This window comes from Novosphingobium ovatum, assembly GCF_009909235.1.
Classification (GTDB): Bacteria; Pseudomonadota; Alphaproteobacteria; order Sphingomonadales; family Sphingomonadaceae; genus Novosphingobium; species Novosphingobium ovatum.
In genome coordinates, this window is sequence record NZ_JAAAPO010000002.1 from 346,266 (window position 1) to 364,877 (window position 18,612).

General features: G+C 65.8%; 14 protein-coding genes. 13 read left to right on the top strand and 1 reads right to left on the bottom strand.

What is annotated here, in order from left to right:
* The first annotated feature begins 40 nt into the window (after window positions 1–40).
* The 13 genes from GTZ99_RS05790 to GTZ99_RS05850 all read left to right on the top strand — a co-directional run bounded on the left by GTZ99_RS05790 (window position 41) and on the right by GTZ99_RS05850 (window position 18,222).
* Entirely contained in the window at window positions 41–1,645 is a 1,605-nt protein-coding gene (locus GTZ99_RS05790) for an acyl-CoA ligase (AMP-forming), exosortase A system-associated (protein WP_161717329.1), read from the top strand.
* Complete coding sequence (locus tag GTZ99_RS05795; RefSeq protein WP_161717330.1) at window positions 1,642–2,898, top strand: pyridoxal-dependent decarboxylase, exosortase A system-associated; 1,257 nt, start codon at window positions 1,642–1,644, stop codon at window positions 2,896–2,898. The genes GTZ99_RS05790 and GTZ99_RS05795 overlap by 4 nt, the downstream gene beginning before the upstream one ends.
* Before the next feature lie 452 nt (window positions 2,899–3,350).
* The gene (locus GTZ99_RS05800) at window positions 3,351–3,995 is read left to right on the top strand and encodes an XrtA/PEP-CTERM system exopolysaccharide export protein (protein ID WP_161717331.1); all 645 of its coding nucleotides are present in this window, start codon (window positions 3,351–3,353) and stop codon (window positions 3,993–3,995) included.
* 21 nt (window positions 3,996–4,016) lie between these two features.
* A complete protein-coding gene (locus tag GTZ99_RS05805) occupies window positions 4,017–5,546 on the top strand; it encodes an XrtA system polysaccharide chain length determinant (RefSeq protein WP_161717332.1) in 1,530 nt (509 codons plus the stop codon).
* Window positions 5,547–5,556: 10 nt separating this feature from the next.
* A complete protein-coding gene (locus tag GTZ99_RS05810; RefSeq protein ID WP_227711127.1) occupies window positions 5,557–6,699 on the top strand; it encodes a P-loop NTPase family protein in 1,143 nt (380 codons plus the stop codon).
* A gap of 14 nt (window positions 6,700–6,713) precedes the next feature.
* Entirely contained in the window at window positions 6,714–8,774 is a 2,061-nt protein-coding gene (locus GTZ99_RS05815) for a preprotein translocase subunit YajC (RefSeq protein ID WP_161717333.1), read from the top strand.
* 22 nt (window positions 8,775–8,796) lie between these two features.
* Entirely contained in the window at window positions 8,797–9,987 is a 1,191-nt protein-coding gene (locus GTZ99_RS05820) for an XrtA/PEP-CTERM system-associated ATPase (RefSeq protein ID WP_161717334.1), read from the top strand.
* A 198-nt stretch (window positions 9,988–10,185) separates the two neighbouring features.
* On the top strand, window positions 10,186–11,031 hold the full coding sequence (locus tag GTZ99_RS05825; RefSeq protein WP_227711173.1) for an XrtA system polysaccharide deacetylase: 846 nt from the start codon (window positions 10,186–10,188) through the stop codon (window positions 11,029–11,031).
* Window positions 11,028–12,128, top strand: a complete 1,101-nt coding sequence (locus tag GTZ99_RS05830; RefSeq protein ID WP_227711128.1) for a FemAB family XrtA/PEP-CTERM system-associated protein — start codon at window positions 11,028–11,030, stop codon at window positions 12,126–12,128. The genes GTZ99_RS05825 and GTZ99_RS05830 overlap by 4 nt, the downstream gene beginning before the upstream one ends.
* Window positions 12,125–13,366: a TIGR03087 family PEP-CTERM/XrtA system glycosyltransferase gene (locus GTZ99_RS05835; protein WP_161717335.1), complete on the top strand. Its 1,242-nt coding sequence runs from the start codon at window positions 12,125–12,127 to the stop codon at window positions 13,364–13,366. Before GTZ99_RS05830 ends, GTZ99_RS05835 begins: the two co-directional genes overlap by 4 nt.
* Window positions 13,359–14,966, top strand: a complete 1,608-nt coding sequence (gene xrtA, locus GTZ99_RS05840) for an exosortase A (RefSeq protein ID WP_227711129.1) — start codon at window positions 13,359–13,361, stop codon at window positions 14,964–14,966. The genes GTZ99_RS05835 and xrtA overlap by 8 nt, the downstream gene beginning before the upstream one ends.
* A gap of 2 nt (window positions 14,967–14,968) precedes the next feature.
* A complete protein-coding gene (locus tag GTZ99_RS05845; protein ID WP_161717336.1) occupies window positions 14,969–16,879 on the top strand; it encodes an XrtA/PEP-CTERM system amidotransferase in 1,911 nt (636 codons plus the stop codon).
* A gap of 380 nt (window positions 16,880–17,259) precedes the next feature.
* Window positions 17,260–18,222: a crotonase/enoyl-CoA hydratase family protein gene (locus tag GTZ99_RS05850; protein WP_227711130.1), complete on the top strand. Its 963-nt coding sequence runs from the start codon at window positions 17,260–17,262 to the stop codon at window positions 18,220–18,222.
* Window positions 18,223–18,273: 51 nt separating this feature from the next.
* On the opposite strand, the gene GTZ99_RS05855 is transcribed toward GTZ99_RS05850, so the two are convergent.
* A complete protein-coding gene (locus GTZ99_RS05855; RefSeq protein ID WP_161717337.1) occupies window positions 18,274–18,594 on the bottom strand; it encodes a YbjQ family protein in 321 nt (106 codons plus the stop codon).
* Window positions 18,595–18,612 lie beyond the last annotated feature (18 nt).

Below are 18,612 nucleotides of genomic sequence, written 5' to 3' on the forward strand. Positions count from 1 at the left end.
AAGGCAGAGACTTTCTGTGCATTGGGGTGCGATTTTAAACATGTGTGCAGCAACTGTTGCTCAACCACTCGACCATCTGACCCAGCGGGGCGATGGTGAAGCGCCAGCTTTGGTGCTGCGTTCAGGTGTGCTTACCTATAATGACTTAAGGATGCGTGTCGGTGCGCTGGCCGCGTGGCTGGTGGCACAACTGGGCACAGACCGCGTGGCGGTGCCGGCGGCCGGTGGCGCCCATGCGATGGCCGGGCCGCGCGTCGCCACCTGGGCGGCCAAGGGCGAGGTGACATGCCTGATGCCTTTGGCCACGGCGCGGGCAGGGGCTGTGCATGTGCCGGTGAACCCTTTGCTGAAACGCGCACAGGTAGGTCATATTCTGGCTGACAGCGGCGCGGTGTTGCTGATCGCCACGGCGGCGCGTCTTGCCTCGCTGGAGCCGGGCGATATCCCGGATGGCTGCGCCGTTATGTCCGAGGAAGAGGCATTGACCGCCGCCTCCGCGTTTGCGCCGATCGGGCCGTCCGATGCCGATCCCGCGCATCTGGCTGCGATCCTCTACACCAGCGGCTCGACGGGTAAGCCCAAGGGGGTGATGCTGTCGCACGCCAACATGTGGCTGGGGGCGGAAAGTGTCGCCACCTATCTGGGGCTGGGGCCGGATGACCGGGCGCTGGCGGTGTTGCCGCTCTCGTTTGACTATGGGCAGAACCAGTTGCTCTCGCACTGGTATGCCGGGGGCAGCGCGGTGCCGCTGGATTATCTGACCCCGCGCGACGTGGTCAAGGCGATCGACCGCCATGATGTGACCACGCTGGCCTGCGTGCCGCCGCTGTGGGTGCAATTGGCCGAACTGGAATGGCCCGATGCGGTCGCGGCCAAACTGCGCCGCCTGACCAACAGCGGCGGGGCGCTGACGGTGGATCTGGTCCATCGCTTGCGCGGTGCTTTCCCGCAGGCGCGGCTGTTTGCCATGTATGGCCTGACCGAGGCGTTCCGTTCGACCTATCTGGACCCCGCCCTGATCGACACCCACCCCACCAGCATGGGCAAGGCGATTCCCTATGCCGAAATTCTGGTGGTGAATGACGATGGCGCCATCGCGGCCGACGATCAGGAGGGCGAACTGGTCCACACCGGGCCGCTGGTGGCGCATGGCTATTGGCAGGACGAGGTCCGCACCGCCGAACGCTACAAGCCCGCGCCCGATGGCAGCCATTATGGCGGCATGGCGGTGTGGAGCGGCGACCGGGTGCGGCGCGATGCGCAGGGGTTGTTGTATTTTGTCGGGCGGCGCGATGCCATGATCAAATCGGCGGGCAACCGTATCAGCCCGCAAGAGGTCGAGGACGCGGCCATCGCCACCGGATTGGTCGCCGAAGCGGTGGCGCTGGGCCTGCCGGACGCGCGGCTGGGCCATGCGGTGCATCTGGTGGTGCGGGCGGCCCCTGGCGTGGATGGCGCGGCGGACAATCTGCCCAAGCGGTTGAAGGCGGATCTGCCCAATTTTATGCAACCATCTGTGATCCATTGGAAAAGCACCATGCCCATCAGCCCCAACGGCAAGCTGGACCGGACCGGTCTGTATCAGGAACTGTTGGCCGAACTGACGGCAATCGCGGATGACACCGCCACGGAGCATGACGCATGAGCGCGCCTGAAACCAAGAGCAAGTCCAAGCCGTTGGGGCCGATTCCGGCCGGTTTTGGCGTGGCCGATGGCGTGATGACCATCGCCGGTACCAAGGTGACCGACATCATCGCCCAGCAGGGCGGGCAGACGCCGCTGTTCGTCTATGACCGGGCGCTGATCGCGCGGCGGGTGGCCGATCTGCGCGCCGCGATGCCGCCCCGGCTGGCGCTGCATTACGCGATGAAGGCGAACCCATTTGGTCCGCTGCTGCGCGAAATGGCCGGCCTTGTCGATGGCTTTGACATTGCCAGCGGGGGCGAATTGGGCATGGCGCTGAACGCGGGGCTGGACCCGGCGCGCATCAGCTTTGCCGGGCCGGGCAAGCGGGACGTGGAATTGCAGGCTGCGATCAGCGCGGGCGTGACGCTGAACATCGAATCCGTGACCGAGGCCGAACGCGCCCTGACCATTGCCGAGCGTATCGGCATCAATCCGCGCATGGCGATCCGTGTGAACCCCGATTTTGGCTTGGCCGGATCGGGGATGAAGATGGGCGGGGGGGCCAAACCCTTTGGCGTGGATGCCGACCGCGTGCCCGCACTGGCCCGCGCGATTGTCGATACCGGGGCGCAATGGCGCGGTTTTCACATCTTTGCCGGGTCGCAGGCGCTGTCGGCCGATGCCGTGATCGAGACGCAGGCGCAAACGCTGGAACTGGCCGCAAGGCTGGCGCGAGAGGCGGGCGTTGGCGTGCCGCATCTCAATCTGGGCGGGGGGATGGGCATTCCCTATTTCCCCGGCGATACGCCGATTGACGCAGGCGCGGTGGGCGCGGCGCTGGCTGACCGTTTCGCCGCGCTGCCCGATGAATTGGCCGATACCCATTTCGCGATGGAAATGGGCCGCTATCTGGTGGGAGAGGCGGGCGTCTATCTGACCCGGATCGTCGATGTGAAGACCAGCCATGGGGAAACCTATCTGGTGACCGATGGGGGCCTGCACCATCAACTGGCGGCCAGCGGCAATTTCGGCACGGTGGTGCGCCGCAATTACCCTGTCGCCATCGCCACCCGCTTTGACGCGCCCGCCACGGATGAGGCCAATGTGGTGGGCTGTCTGTGCACCCCGCTGGACCGTTTGGCCGACAAGGCCTTGTTCCCGCCAGCGCAGGTGGGTGACATCGTGGCGGTGTTCTGCGCCGGGGCCTATGGCGCCAGCGCCAGCCCGGCCACCTTCCTGGGGCAGGGGCCGGCCGGCGAAGTGCTGGTCTAAGCGCCCGCACAGTCCCCCCCTATCGTCCAAAGTCCCGAATCGGTACGCCCGTCCCCGCGTTTCACGTGGGGCGGGCAGGGCGCGCCGGCCTTTGCCCCGGCATGAAACCACACGCGGGCGCCGCGCGCAGCGTTAACCTGCCTGCCCGTGGTCCTACGCGTCTGACGCCCATCGCGCGTTAACCATACCGCAACGCCAGATCGTTGATTTGCCATGGCCCATCGGCGCGAAAATGCGCCGTGTCAGGCGCATCCGGGCGTCGTGTTAACGGGTTTGGCCCGTGCCGTCCCGCTTTGGGACCGCCCCTGAAATACCCCCGTTTCCTCCGCAAAATGCCGGAATGGCTAACAGAATGTTTACCCTTATCGGCCATAGCAGACACTGAACTGCCGTATCTCCCGCCCGAAAATCCCTTTCGTGCGCGCGGTCCGGCGCCGTCGAGGAAGCTACCCATGTCGAGCAAAACAGTCGTACGTCTGCTTGCGGGGGCCGCACTGGCAAGCGTTGCGATCACCGGCAGCGCCGAGGCCAAGCGTGGGCCCCAACTGCCGCCGGCCAATTTCGTGGCCCTGCAGGAAGGTCCGGGCGAAGATTACATTATCGGTCCCATGGACGAACTGACCGTGTTCGTCTGGCGCAACCCGGAATTGGGTGCGCGTGTGCAGGTGCGTCCCGACGGCCGCATCACCACGCCGCTGATCACCGACATGCCCGCCGTGGGCAAGACGCCCAGCATGCTGGCGCAGGATATCCAGCTGCAACTCTCGCAGTTCATTCAGGATCCGCTGGTCTCGGTGATCGTCAACCGCTTTGCCGGCACGTTTTCCGAACAGATCCGCGTGGTGGGTGCAACGGGCCGTCCGGCCTCGATCCCCTATCGCGCCAACATGACCATTCTGGACGCGATGATCGCGGTGGGTGGCATGAACGAATTTGCCTCGGGCAACCGCTCGAAACTGATCCGCTTCGACAAGGGCACCGGCCAGCAGAAGGAATATTCGCTGCGTCTGGGCGACCTGTTCAAGAAGGGTGACGCGCGGGCCAATGTCCACCTGATGCCGGGCGATGTGATCATCATCCCTGAAAGCATCTTCTGATCCACAACGGGGGACCCTATCATGAATACCCTTTACGATGACCTGAGGGCCTCCCTCCACGGTATCTGGCAGCGCCGCTGGTTGGCGCTGGCGGTGGCGTGGGTGGTGTGTGTGCTGGGCTGGCTGGCGGTGACGATGGTCCCGAACAGCTATGAGTCGAAAGCACGCATTTTCGTCCAGATGTATGACCCGCTCTCCTCGTCGGTGGGCATCGGCGATGCCGATCGCAAGGCCTCGATCGAGAAGGTGCGCGACACGCTGACCAGCTCGCAGAACCTGGAGAAGGTGATCCGCTCCACCCGCCTGTCGGACGGCGTCACCAGCCGCAAGCAGATGGACGGCGCGATCGGCGGTCTGGCCAAGGCGATCAAGATCACCGCGGATCAGGACAACATCTTTACCATCACTGCCACCGCGCGTTCGATGCGTCTGTCGGATGCCGAAAACGCCCGCCTGTCGCGCGATGTGGTGCAAAAGCTGATCGACATCTTCCGCGAAGGCAACATCGTCGGCAATCAGACCGAAATGAAGCAGACGCTGACCTTCATGGATCAGCAGCTGTCGGTCCGCCAGAACGAATTGCAGGCCGCCGAACAACGCCGTCTGGCGTTCGAGGCGCAGCATCCCGAACTGGCGCAGGGCGGCATCTCGATCCTGCAGCGCATGGAACAGGGCCGTCAGGCGATCCGTGGTCTGGATTCGGACATCATCGCGGCGCAAAGCGCGCTGGCGGCGATCAACGCCCAGATCAGCTCTACCCCGCAGACGATCGCGGCGACCGGCCCGGCTGGTGGCCTGCGCGGACAGCTCTCGCAGATCCAGGCGGATCTGGCGATGATGCGCGCCCGTGGCCTGACTGAAAACCACCCCGACGTGATTGCCGCGCGCAATCAGATCGTCGCCCTGCGCGCCCAGATCCGTCAGGAAGGCTCCAGCGGCGTCCCCAGTGGCACGCCCAACCCGGCCTATGCCAGCCTGGAATCGATCCGCGCCGAACGTGGTGCCGCCCTGCAAGCCTTGCAGGCCCGCCGCGTTGCCGCCGAAACCGAGCTGAACCAGACGACCGCTGCCCAGCTGTCCAATCCGCAGCTGATGCAGGAAGCCCAGAACATCATCCGCGACTATGACGTCCTGAAGCAGCAGTATGACAAGATGCTGAAGGACCGTGAAGACCTGCGCCTGCGTGGCCAGGTGGTCTCGGTGCAGGGTTCGGCCAAGGTTGACGTGCTGGATCCGCCGGTGCTGCCGCGTGGTCCGGTTGCGCCCAACCGTCCGCTGCTGCTGTTCATGGTGCTGGCTGGCGGGATCGTCGCTGGTCTGGGTGTGGCCTTTGTTGCGGGCGAACTGCGCTCCAGCTTTGGCACCACCAGCAAGCTGGAAAAGGCCACTGGCCTGCCGGTTCTGGGGGCGATCTCGCAGTCGCTCTCGCCCGCTGGCCGCGCTGAACAGGCACGCAAGACCCGCAACTTCTATGCCGCATCGGCGCTGCTTGGCGGCTTGTTCGCCCTGCTGATGGCCATGGAATTCATCCAGCGCGGCATGATCGCGTGAGGAGGCTGAAATGATCGAACCGAACAAGATCCCGACCCAGCCGGCCCAGCCCGAAGAATCGCACAACTCGTTGATCGAGCGCGCGATGCGGGCCTTTGACCGCCAGCAGTTCGTGCCGCCCAGCGCGCCCAGCGAATTGCTGCCGCCCTCGCTGACGCCGCAGGCCCAACCGCCTGTGGCCCAGCCCGAGGCCCCCGCGCCGCAGGCATACGCTCCGGCTCCGGCTCCGCAGGCTTATGCCCCGGCGCCCCAGCCTGCCCCGCAGGCCTATGCGCCGCAGCCTGCCCCGCAGGCCTATGCGCCCCAGCCCGCGCCCGCGCCGATGATGCAGCCGCCGGTGGCCCCGCCCGCCTATGCCCAGCAGCCGGCCTATGCGCCGCAGCCGGGCTACGCGCCGCAGGCTCCCGCCTATGCGCAGCAGGCCTTCCACCGCATCAACCATCAGCGTCTGGCCGAAGAAGGCATGCCCGCACCGGGTTCTGCCGCCAACGCCCAGACCGAAGAGTTCCGCATCGTCAAGCGCGCCTTGTTGCAGAACGCCGAAGACCTGCGCCGTCAGGGCGCGGGCACCACGGCCAACCGCATCATGGTAACCTCGGCCCATCCGGGTGAGGGCAAGACCTATTGCGCGATCAGCCTGGCGCTGTCGATCGCGGCGGAAAAGGACGTCGAGGTGCTGCTGGTCGATCTCGACATGGCGCGCTACTCGGTGCTCTCGACGCTGGGCCTGCCCAATGGTCCGGGCCTGATCGACGCGATTGCCGATCCGCGTGCCGATGTGCGCAACTTTGTCATGGCTACCGACATGCCGGGCCTTTCGGTGCTGTCGGGCGGGCGTCCGACCGCGTCGGATGCCGAATATCTGGCCTCGGCCCGTGCGGGCGCGGTGCTGGATCAGCTGCTGGCGGACAAGCCGAACCGGATCATCCTGTTCGACACCCCCCCGGCGCTGGCCGCCTCGCTGCCGGCCGAAGTGGCCAAGCAGGCGGGTCAGGTTGTGCTGGTGGTGCTGGCCGACAAGACCAACGGCAGCGCGGTGCAGGATGCCGCCTCGCTGTTGTCGGCCTGTCCCAACGTACAATTGCTGCTCAATGCCGTGCAGTTCAGCCCCAGCGGTCGCCGCTTTGGCAACTATCACGGTTATCGCGGGTAAGGATCATGCGGGTGATGACCCAAAAAGCACACAATATGCAGCGCGGTGGCCGGGGTCTTGGCCACTCCACCGCGCTGGCGGCGGCTCTGGCGGTGGTGGGGCTGTTCGGCCCTGTCGCCCCGGCGCTGGCACAGCCGACGGCGGCCACCTCGACGGGCACCGTGGGCAATGTGCTTGCCTATCAGGCCATCACCCCGGATCTGTCGATCCGTGATCTGCAACCGTCCCTGACGGGCGATGATGGCTCGCACCGCGATGTCACCGGCCAGACCACGACGATCACCAATCCCGACCCCTATCAGGCGTACACCTATGACGTGGACGTCACCTATTCGCAGGTCGATCCCAATACATCGGCCCGCAGCGGCACCCGCCGCGAAGGCCCGCAGTCGCGCAGCCGCTATTACGGCTCTGCCTTCAGCGGCCAGAATTCCGATCTGACCGGCGCAGAAACCACCAGCGACGAGGAATTCCGCTCGACCCGCGGCAAGGGCAGCCTGCGTTCGCGCCGTCTGGGCGTGTTCGACCAGGGCACCGCCGACAAGCGCCGCTTCTCGGTCAAGCCTTATATCGACGCATCGCAGGTGGTGCAGGCATTCCTGACGCCCGACGCTGATGTCATCACCTATTCGGTGCTGGCCGCGGGCGCGGATGCGACGATCAACGGCCGCAACAATCAAGGCGTGATCTCGGCGCGCTATGAACGGCGCATCGGCTGGAACCGCAAGGATGACGGCAACGGCATCACCGGCATCGCCCGCCTGTCGTCCTCGCTGGTGCCTGATACGCTGCGCATGGACTATGGCGCCTATGCCAACCGCACCTATGCCACGGCCAATGGCGCGGCCTTTGGCGCCAGCGGCGCGCGGTCCGACACGCTGACGCAGATTTATTCGCTCTATGCCGGGCCAACGTTCACCACCCAGACCGGGGCGGTGGCGATCACCGGGCATTACCACGCCGGCTATACGGCGGTGGATTCGGGCTCGACCGTCAGTTCCGGCCTGTCGACCAGCACCACCGACATTCTGGCCCACAGCACCGTGCAGGACGCCCGTCTGGCGATCGGTACGCGCGCGGGTGATGCGCTGCCGGTGGGTCTGGGTCTGGACGGCGGCTTCTATCAGGAAGACGTCTCGAACCTGGATCAGCGCGTGGCCGACCGCCACATCCGTGCAGAAATCAGCATCCCTGTGGGGGCAGATGTCGCGCTGGTCGGCGGCGCGGGCTATGAAAGCACGCAGGTGTCCAGCCGCAACGCCGTCACTGACAGCAGCGGGGCGATCGTGCGCGATGCCAATGGCCGCATGCAGACCGACTATTCGCAGCCGCGCTATCTGGCGTTCGACAGCGAAGGGTTGATCTGGGACGCGGGCGTTGTCTGGCGCCCCTCCAGCCGCACCAATTTCGAAGCCCATGTCGGCCGCCGCTATGGCGAGGTGGGCGTCTATGGCTTCTTCAACTATCAGCCGGACGAGCGCCACGCCTTCAACGTGGTGGTTTATGACGGCATCACCGGCTTTGGCGGGTCGTTGACCAATTCGCTGTTCAACATGCCCACCCAGTTCACCACGGTGCGCGATGCGATCACCGGCAACCTGACCTCCTGCGTCTCCTCGATGCAGGGCGGCAACTGTCTGGCGGGCGCGCTGGGCTCGGTCAACTCGACGCTGTATCGCGGGCGGGGTGTGTCGCTGTCCTATGGTCTGGATCTGGGCCGCTGGCGCACGGGTCTGGGCGCGGGCTATGACCGCCGCCGCTATATCACCTCGGCACAGACCGTGCTGGCCGGCATCAATGGCAAGACCGACCAGTATTACTGGGTCGCCGCCTATTTCGGCGGGCGTCTGTCGGAACGGTCGATCTTTGACGCGACGCTGGATGCGTATCACTACAAGAGCGGCCTGACCACGAACAGCGACATGAACGCGATCCGTGCGGTGGCTTTGTACCAATACTATCTCTCGCGCCATCTGACGGCTTCGGCGTCTCTGGCCATCGACGGCATCATGCGGCAGGACGTGCAGGACGCATGGAGCACGTCTGGCTCGGTCGGTATGCGCTACACTTTCTGATCCCCTTGGGGAGGGCATTGCAATGTTTGATGATTTCTATGGTTTCAGCGGTCGTCCGTTCCAGCTCACCCCGGACCCGGCGTTCTATTTCGAGAGCCTGACGCACCGCAAGGCGCTGTCCTATCTCGGCTATGGTCTGGCGCAGGGCGAGGGCTTCATCGTCATCACCGGCGAGGTGGGCGCGGGCAAGTCGACGCTGGTGGCGCATCTGATGGCCACCATCGACCGGCTGCGCCTGACCGCCGCGCAGATCGTCACCAGCAAGCTGGATGGCGAGGAACTGGTGCATGTGGTGGCGCAGGCCTTTGGCCTGTCGATCGCCTCACATGACAAGGCCACCGCGCTGGGCGCCATCGAGGCCTTCCTGCACGAGGAGGCCCGCGCCGGCCGCCGCTGCCTGCTGGTGGTCGACGAAAGCCAGAATTTGGCCATCGACGCGCTCGAAGAGTTGCGGATGCTGTCAAACTTCCAATTGGGCAGCCAGCCCCTGTTGCAGATCCTGCTGCTGGGCCAGCCCGAATTCCGCGACAGCATTCAGGGCCACCCCGGCCTTGAACAGCTGCGTCAGCGCGTCATCGCCGCCCATCACCTGGAGGCGATGGAGCCGGGCGAGGTCGAGCCCTATATCCTGCACCGCCTGCGCAAGGTGGGTTGGGACGGCAACCCGGCCTTTGACCAGCGCGTCTTTGCCGAGTTGCACAAGGCATCGGCGGGCGTGCCGCGCCGCATCAACCAGATCGTCAACCGCCTGCTGATCCTTGGCGCGGTCGAACAGCGCAAGCGGATCGATGGCGTCATGCTGGCGCAGGTGCTGGCCGAACTGACCGCCGATGGTGGCTTGCAACTGGCCCCGCCGCCCGCGCCTGCCGCCGGTGTGGCCGCGCCGGTGTCGCTGGCCGCTGTGCCCGACGCGCCCGCGCCCACCACCCGCGCGCAAGTTGGGGCGGCCAGCATGGCCAGCTTTGAATCCGCGCTGGCCGAACGCGACATGCAGATCGCCGAATTGCAACAGGCGGTGATCGAGCTGGCCAATCAGGACGAGGCCGCGCAGGCGTCCGGCGATCCGGCCCACCGCGCCGCCATCGACGCGCTGCACGAGCGGCTGGCCGGGCTGGAAAGCCGCCTGATCGAACAGGACCGCACCATCCGCCACACGCTGACCATGCTGATCGAATGGATCGAGCGTGAGGACGCGACCCGCGCGGCGGCCTGAGTGACCTGATCCCGGCGGGCGCGCATCCGTGCCGCCCGCTGCCTGATTTTCCCGGCCCGTGACGGGCAGAGCCATATGCCGGGGGCCAGGCGCACCGCCGCCCCCGCAGGAGCGACGATGATGAAGCACGCCATCCCCCTGACCGAGGCGTCCACGCCCCTGAACGCCCCCGTCCGCAATGCCCCCGTCCGCAATGCCATGTCTGTCGATGTGGAGGACTATTTCCAGGTCGGCGCGTTTGAAAAGGTGGTCAGCCGTGACCAGTGGGATGATCTGCCCTGCCGGGTGGAGGCCAACACCGACCGGCTGATCGACCTGTTTGCGCAATTGGGGATCAGCGCGACCTTTTTCACGCTGGGCTGGGTGGCGGCGCGTTATCCGGCGCTGATGCGGCGGATTGTGGACGCGGGGCATGAACTGGCCAGCCACGGCTGGGACCACGCCCGCGTGTTCACCATGGACGCCCAGAGTTTTGCCGCCGACATCGACCGCGCCGCCCGCACGCTGGAGGACGCCAGCGGTCAGGCGATCAAGGGCTATCGCGCGCCCAGCTTCTCGATCGACGCGCGCACCCCTTGGGCGTTCGAGGTGCTGGCCGAACATGGCTATACCTATTCCAGCAGCGTCGCGCCCATCGCGCATGACCATTACGGCTGGCGCGAGGCGCCGCGCTTTGCCTTTCGCCCTTTGCCTGATGCCGATCTGATCGAAATCCCCGTCACCACGGTGCAATGGGGCGCGCGGCGCATGGCGGCGGGCGGGGGCGGGTTCTTCCGCGTGTTGCCTCAGGCGTTCAGCCATTGGGCGATTGACCGGGTGAACCATGTCGATGGGCGTCCGGCGATTTTCTATTTCCACCCGTGGGAAGTCGACGAAAACCAGCCCCGCATTCCCGGAGCCCCGCTGCGTTCGCGCCTGCGCCATTATACAAATATTGACCGTATGGAGGCTAAGCTGCGCAAATTGATCGAGACTTATGCGTGGGGGCGTATGGACGAGTTGGTAAAGCGGGAAACCGCGTTGGCGCAGGTGTGGCGGGCATGAACGCGCCTTTCCCGTTTGACACGGTGATTGCCGCTCGCCTGGCCGCACCGATGGTGCGTCTGGCGCGGCTGGATGATGCGGACGAATGCGCCGCGATTGACGATTTTGTCGCCCGCAACGCCGAAGGCACGCCATTCCACCGTCCCGTGTGGATCAAGGCGGTGGCCGCCAGCACGGGCAACCCGGCCGCTGGCATTGTCGCCCTGCGAGAAGGCGTGATTGTCGGCTGGTTGCCATTGAACGCCATCCATTCGCCGATCTTTGGCCGGTTGCTGGCCTCCAGCGGCTTTGCCGTGGGCGGGGGCGTGCTGGTGGCGCCGGGCGAATGCGCCACGCCCCTGTTTGCCGCCGCCGAGGAAATGGCCGTGCGCCACGCCTGTGCCAGCGCCGAATTGCGCGGCGGGCCGTTGCCCGATGGGCGCGAGGGCTGGACGATCAAGACGCAGAGCCATTGCGGTTTCATCCGCCCGCTGGCCGACAGCGACGAGGCCGAACTGAACGCCATCCCGCGCAAACAGCGCGCCGAGGTGCGCAAGTCGCTGGCCAATCCGCTGGAGGTGAGCGTGGGCGTCAGCGAACGCGACCGCGCGGCCCATTACGCCGTCTATGCCGCCAGCGTGCGCAATCTGGGTACGCCGGTGTTCCCGCGCGCGCTGTTTGACGCGATGCTGGACGGGTTTGGCGATGACGCGGATATCCTGACCGTCTGGCACGAAGGCGTGCCGGTCTCCAGCGTGCTGTCGATCTATCACGGCGGGGCGGTGATGCCCTATTGGGGAGGCGGCATATGGGACGCGCGGCGGCTGCGGGCCAATGACCGGATGTATTACGCCCTGATGCTGCACGCGCGCGCGCGCGGCTGCACCCATTTCGACTTTGGCCGGTCAAAGACCCATTCGGGGCCCTATGACTTCAAGCGCAACTGGGGGTTTGAACCCGCGCCGTTGTCCTATGGCGTCTATACCGCGCCCGGCGCGCCCAAGCGTGATGCCGATCCCACCAGCAGCGGCAATTCGCGGCTGGTCGAGATCTGGAAGAAGCTGCCTTTGCCAGTGGCGACCATGATCGGGCCGTGGATCGCGCGGGGGCTGGGGTGAGCGCCAAGGACATCCTGTTCCTGGCGCATCGCATTCCGTTTCCGCCCGATCGCGGGGACAAGATCCGTTCGCACCATATCCTGCGCCGTCTGGCGCGGATGGCGCCGGTGCATGTCGCCTGTTTCGCCGATGATCAGCACGACATGGCCGAAGAGGTCGAACTGGCCGCGATGGCGCATTCCTATCGTCTGGTCACCCGGTCAAAGCCGCTGGCGGTGGCGGGCATGCAGGCACTGTGGCGCCGCGCGCCGATCAGCCTGACCGCTTTCCACGATCCGCAACTGGCGCGTTATGTGCGCGATTTGGTGGACAGTGGCCGGATCGGGGCGATCTATGTCTTTTCGGGGCAGATGGGCCAATATGTGCCCGCAGGCTTTACCGGGCGGGTGGTCATGGATTTCGTCGACGTTGATTCGGCCAAATTCGATGCCTATGCGCTGGAACGGTCGGGGCTGATGGGCCATGCGTACAAGCGCGAAGGCCGCCTGTTGCGCGCCGAGGAAGCGCGGTTGGCCGCGCGCGCCGATGTCAGCCTGTTGATCACCGAGGCCGAGGCCGCCCTGTTCCGTCAACGCTTGCCTCATGACGTGGCGGCGGTGGCCGATGTGCGGGTGCTGGGCAATGGCATCGATGCCGATCATTTCGATCCGATGTCCGTCCGTCCGGTGGGCGCCTTGCGGGATATGCCGGGGCCGCGCTTCATCTTTACCGGCCAGATGGATTACCCGCCCAACGTGGCCGCCGTGCTGCGGGTGGCGCAACGGATCCTGCCACAGATCCGCCGCGAATTGCCCGAGGCGACATTCCACATCGTTGGCCGCGCTCCTACCGAGGAGGTGACGGCGCTGGATGGGCGCGATGGCGTGCATGTCTGGGGCCGGGTGGACGACATCCGCCAATGGCTGCGGGCCAGCGATATTGCGCTGGTGCCGCTGGAAATCGCGCGCGGCGTCCAGAACAAGGTGCTGGAGGCGATGGCGATGGAGCTGCCGGTGGTGGTATCCAGCGCCGCGGCCACCGGTATTCCGGCGCAGCCGGGTGTGCATCTGGCGGTGGCCGACCATGACGAAGATCTGGCGCGGCTGGCCGTGGCGCTGGTGCGCGATCCACGCCGGGCGGCCACCATGGGCGTGACGGCGCGACGGTTGGTGGTCGATCGGCAAAGCTGGCAGGGCGCGCTGATGCCGCTGGCGCAGATCATGGCGCCATCGGCCTTCCATCCGCGCGACGATGGCTGACCGCTGGCCTGCCATGGGCGCTCAGGCCTTGCCCGCGCGGGCGGGGGGGCTGCCCGAGGAATGGCGCGCGCCGCTGGTGCAACTGGCGGCGGTATGGGCCGGGCTGATCGCGCTGTTCTGGCCCGAATGGCGGGCGATGGCGCATCAATGGTGGGACAGTTCCACCTATAACCACATCCTGATGGTCCCGGCGATCGTCGGCTGGCTGGTGGCGCAACGGTTGCCGGGCCTGTTCGCGCTGCGCGCTGCGGCGTGGGGGCCGGGGTTGGCGGGACTGGGGGCGGCGCTGGTGCTGTGGGTGCTGGGCGCCTTTGCCGGCTTTGCCCAGGTGACGCAGATCGCCGCTGTGGCGATGCTGATGATGGCGGTGCCGATGGTGCTGGGGCCGCGCGTGGCGGCGGGCGTGCTGTTTCCGTTGTGCTATATGGCCTTTCTGGTGCCCTTTGGCGACGAGCTGGTACCGCTGTTGCAGACCATCACCGCCCATATCACCATCGCTTTGGTGCATGTCAGCGCGATCCCGGCACAGATCGACGGGGTGTTCATCCATACCCCCGCCGGCCTGTTCGAAGTCGCCGAGGCGTGCAGCGGGGTCAAGTTTCTGGTGGCGATGACCGCCTTTGGCGCGCTGTGCGCGCATGTCTGCTTTCTGGACTGGCGGCGGCGGGCGGGGTTCATGGCGCTGTGCGTGGTGGTGCCGGTGCTGGCCAATGGCGTGCGGGCATGGGGCACGGTCTATGCCGCGCAGATCTGGGGCCGCGAGGTTGCGGGCGGGATTGACCATATCATCTATGGCTGGGTGTTCTTTGCCATTGTCATCGGGTTGATTTTGGCGGCGGGCTGGCGGTTTTTCGACCGGCCGGCGGGCGCGCCGATGCTGGATCTGGGGGCGGTGCAGGGCGCGCGGGTTCTGGATTGGGCCGAAGGCTTTGTTGTGGCGCCCACGCGAGTGCTGGTGGGCGCTGGCGCACTGGCGCTGGCGGCGGTGGGCTGGGTGGCGGTGGCCGACCGGCTGAGCGCGGACATGCCCGATGCCATTACTCTGCCTGACGTGCCGGGATGGCGCCGGGAGGAGTACACGCCGCGCATCTGGTGGGAACCGCGCGCGACCGGCGCCGATCACCGCCTGCTGGGCCGCTATGCCGATGCGCAGGGCCATGTGGTCGACGTGTTCTATGGCCTGTACGCCGCACAGGGTCCGGGCAAAAAGGCGGGCGGCTTTGGCGAAGGGGCACTGACCCCCGACAGCAGCTGGTCATGGCGCAGCCCTGGCCCCGACATGGCCGACGCCAAGACCGACCTGTTGCTGGCGGGCGGCCCGACGATGCGTCTGGCGGCCACCACCTATCGCACCGGCGATCTGGCCACGGGCAGCAATCTGCGGCTGAAACTGGCCAATATCACCGATCGGCTGTTGCTGCGGCGGCGCTCGACGATGGTGCTGATCGTTTCGGCGGTGGAGCCGGGCGCGCGGGGCGAGGGGGGCATTACCCGCCCGGCGGCGGAATCGATCGCCGCGTTTAGGCAATCGACAGGTTTGATCGGCAATTGGATGGATGGGATCGCGCGGATCGGGCATGACCGGGCGACAGGGGACTGAATATGTGTGGTTTTGCCGGTATCTTCCATCTGACCAGCCCAAAGCCGGTTGACCCCGCGCGGGTCGAGCGCATGTGCGATGCCATCGCGCACCGCGGCCCGGACGGCTTTGGCGTGTGGACGGCGCCGGGGGTGGGGATGGGGCATCGCCGCCTCTCGATCATCGACATCGCCGGATCGCCCCAGCCGATGGCCAGCACCGACGGCCGCGCCATGTTGCTGTTCAACGGCGAGATCTACAACTACCGCGAATTGCGCGCTGAACTGGCGGCGCAGGGCGCGGTGTTCCACACCGATGGCGATTCCGAAGTCATCATCGCCGCCTATCAACGCTGGGGCGCCGATTGCGTCAGCCGGTTGGCGGGGATGTTCACCTTTGCCATCTATGATCTGGACCGGCGCGAGATGCTGATCGTGCGCGACCGGCTGGGGGTGAAACCGCTGTTTTACGCCAGCCTGCCCGATGGCAGCCTGATCTTTGGCTCGGAACTGAAGGCGCTGACCGCGCATCCCGGCCTGCGCCGCGAGATCGACCCGTTGGCGGTGGAGGACTATCTGGCCTGGGGCTATGTCCCCGATCACCGCTGCATCCTGAACGGGGTGCAGAAATTGCCCGCCGGTCACCTGCTGGTGCTGCGCCATGGTGAGCCCGCCCCCGCGCCGCGCCAGTGGTGGGATGTCAGTTTTGCCGACCGGCGCAAGGGAAGCGCCGCCGACCACAGCGCCGAATTGATCCATCTGATGCGCGATGCCGTCACCAGCCGGATGGTGGCCGATGTGCCATTGGGCGCGTTTCTGTCAGGCGGCGTGGACAGTTCCAGCGTCGTCGCCCTGATGGCCGAGGCTAGCGCCAACCCGGTGCGCACCTGCTCGATCGGCTTTGACGTCAAGGCCTTGGACGAAAGCGCCTATGCCGAGCGGATCGCGCGGCAATTTGGCACCAACCACGTCAACCGCACCGTCAGCCCCGACGATTTCGAGGCGGTGGACCATCTGGCGTGGATGTTTGACGAACCCTTTGCCGATGCCAGCGCATTGCCGACATGGCGGGTGTGCCAATTGGCGCGCGAATCGGTGACGGTGGCGCTGTCGGGGGACGGCGCGGATGAGGCCTTTGCCGGATACCGCCGCCATGTGTTCCAGCACCGCGAGGACCGGGTGCGTTCACTGATTCCCGACGCCATCCGGGGGCCGCTGTTCGGCACGCTGGGGCGGCTGTACCCCAAGGCCGATTGGGCGCCGCGCCCGTTGCGGGCCAAAACCACGCTGCTCTCCTTGGCGGGCAGCAGCATGGACGCCTATGCCAGCGCGATCTCGGTGACGGGGCCATTGGCGCGGGCGGGGCTCTATTCGCCTGAATATCTGCGCCTGCGGGGTGATTACCGGGCGGAACAGCCGTTTATCGACTGCATGGCCAATGCGCCGGCGCGATCCGGGCTGGACCGGGCGCAATATGCCGATCTGAAATTCTGGCTGCCCGGCGACATCCTGACCAAGGTGGACCGCGCCAGCATGGCCGTCAGCCTTGAGGCGCGCGAGCCTTTGCTGGACCACCGGCTGATCGAATTTGCCGCCACCCTGCCAGAGGGTGAACGTATCCATGGCACGCAGGGCAAATGGCTGCTCAAGGACACGATGCGGCGCTATTTGCCGGACGACATCCTGTTCCGCCCGAAACAGGGCTTTGTCACCCCCATCGCGCAATGGTTTCGTGGGCCTTTGGCGGGCGCGGCGCGTGCGATCGCTGCTGACACGCGCAATGGCGGCGGGGCGCTGGCGCGTACCGGCTGGTTTGATGCCGCCCGCCTGTCCGCCATCGCCGAGGCGCATATTGCCGGGACGTCGGACTATTCGCGGCTGTTGTGGCAATTGTTGATGCTGGACCGGTCGCTGGGCCGTCTGGGACTGGCCTGATCCGTATTTTTTCGAGTCGGCCTGCCCTGTGTGGGTAAAGGCCGACTTTTGCCTGCGTCCCGTCCAAAAAATACCCTTTTGCCTCCGATTTGGTGGTGTTCCCCCGCTTGGGGGTAGACACCTATGCGCGCCGCATAAGGACATTGCCGAAAATTAACCGAGGCGATTTTCTGCAAATCGCCCAGGCGCAAATCGGCGAAAAACTCCTTTTCCTTTGAAAATCAATAGGAAATCCGTGCGCCAAAGTGAAACAGGGCATGGTTAACATACGTAAAATTTCTCTTTGCCAGCGGCCCCGCAAATTGCTTTAAATTCAATGAAATTCGCGAGGGACAGGCTGTGGGGGCGCTGCTTCGCGGGTGCGACTTGGAGGGTCGTATATGGATCGTTTGGCTGCTGGTTCTACCCAGCAAGACGTAAGTGGTTCCATGGGCGAGGGGTTGGCTTTGCCGCTCCCCGTGCAGGAAGAGGCATGGCTGGACAGTTCGGCGCGGCGGTTGGCCGTTCCGGAACGTCTGCTCAATCTGGCCGAGCTGGATGTGTTGTATGATGACGCCGCGCGCGCCATCTGGACCTTTATGCGGCCCTATGGCCGTCCCAGCTTTACCCCGCCGATGCTGGGCGATTTCGAACTGTGGCAGGACCTGATCGGCCGCCATTTCGGCCCTGGCCGCCTGCCGCTGGATTACCTGATCCTGGGCAGCCGCAGCCCCGGCGTGTTCTGCTTTGGCGGCGATCTGGACCTGTTCCAAAAGCTGATCCGGGCGGGCGACCGCAATTCGCTGGCCCATTATGGTTATCGCTGTGTCGAGATCCTGCATCGCAATATGCTGGCGATGGACCTGCCGATGCTGACCATCGGTCTGGTGCAGGGGCAGGCACTGGGCGGCGGCTTTGAGGCGCTGCTTTCGTTTGACGTGATCATCGCCGAACGCGGATCGACCTTTGGCCTGCCCGAGGTGATGTTTGGCCTGTTCCCGGGCATGGGGGCGCACGCCATCCTCTCGCGCAAGTTGGGCACGGCGATGGCGGATCGCATCATCCTGAGCCAGAAGACCTATACCGCCGAGGAAATGTACGAAATGGGCATCGTCGCCCATCTGGCCGAGCCGGGCGAGGGCGTGGCCGCCGTGCGTGACTTCATCGCCAAATCGGCCCGCCGCCACAGCGGCATGGTCGCGGCGAAAAAGGCGATGCGGGTGGCTGCCCCGCTGGAAGTCGACGAATTGCGCCGCATCGTCGACATCTGGGCCGACGCCGCGCTGCAATTGAGCGAAAGCGACCTGCGGTTGATGACCCGTCTGGCCGGGGCGCAGGCCCGCAACCACGGCAAGGCGGCCTGATTTTCGCTAATGGCGGGGCTGCCTGATCGCGGCCCCGCCTGGGCGGGTGGTTCAGATCGGCTCGATCCGCACCGCCGTGCCATAGGCGACGACTTCGTTCATCATCTGACCGATCGCGCCCGAATCAAACCGCATCATGATGACCGCATTGGCCCCCATCGCCGCCGCATTGGTGGTCAGGCGGGCCATCGCGTGTTGGCGCGTTTCCTCGACCAGCACCGACAATTCCTTGATCTCGCCGCCGAAAATGGTGCGCAGACTGGCCATGAAATTGCCCGCCAGCCCGCGTGAGCGCACCACCACGCCAAACACCTGACCCAGATGGGCGGTGATGCGGTGGCCCGCGATATTTTCCGAAGTCACGACCAGCATGCCCTTGAACCCCCATGT

Bases quoted from the DNA above. Each gene is read 5' to 3' on its own strand.
- GTZ99_RS05855 (WP_161717337.1), bottom strand. From the start codon at position 18,594: ATGCTGGTCGTGACTTCGGAAAATATCGCGGGCCACCGCATCACCGCC.
- GTZ99_RS05825 (WP_227711173.1), top strand. From the start codon at position 10,186: ATGTCTGTCGATGTGGAGGACTATTTCCAGGTCGGCGCGTTTGAAAAG.
- GTZ99_RS05795 (WP_161717330.1), top strand. From the start codon at position 1,642: ATGAGCGCGCCTGAAACCAAGAGCAAGTCCAAGCCGTTGGGGCCGATT.
- GTZ99_RS05800 (WP_161717331.1), top strand. From the start codon at position 3,351: ATGTCGAGCAAAACAGTCGTACGTCTGCTTGCGGGGGCCGCACTGGCA.
- GTZ99_RS05815 (WP_161717333.1), top strand. From the start codon at position 6,714: ATGACCCAAAAAGCACACAATATGCAGCGCGGTGGCCGGGGTCTTGGC.
- GTZ99_RS05810 (WP_227711127.1), top strand. From the start codon at position 5,557: ATGATCGAACCGAACAAGATCCCGACCCAGCCGGCCCAGCCCGAAGAA.
- xrtA (WP_227711129.1), top strand. From the start codon at position 13,359: ATGGCTGACCGCTGGCCTGCCATGGGCGCTCAGGCCTTGCCCGCGCGG.
- GTZ99_RS05805 (WP_161717332.1), top strand. From the start codon at position 4,017: ATGAATACCCTTTACGATGACCTGAGGGCCTCCCTCCACGGTATCTGG.
- GTZ99_RS05845 (WP_161717336.1), top strand. From the start codon at position 14,969: ATGTGTGGTTTTGCCGGTATCTTCCATCTGACCAGCCCAAAGCCGGTT.
- GTZ99_RS05850 (WP_227711130.1), top strand. From the start codon at position 17,260: ATGGATCGTTTGGCTGCTGGTTCTACCCAGCAAGACGTAAGTGGTTCC.
- GTZ99_RS05820 (WP_161717334.1), top strand. From the start codon at position 8,797: ATGTTTGATGATTTCTATGGTTTCAGCGGTCGTCCGTTCCAGCTCACC.
- GTZ99_RS05830 (WP_227711128.1), top strand. From the start codon at position 11,028: ATGAACGCGCCTTTCCCGTTTGACACGGTGATTGCCGCTCGCCTGGCC.
- GTZ99_RS05790 (WP_161717329.1), top strand. From the start codon at position 41: ATGTGTGCAGCAACTGTTGCTCAACCACTCGACCATCTGACCCAGCGG.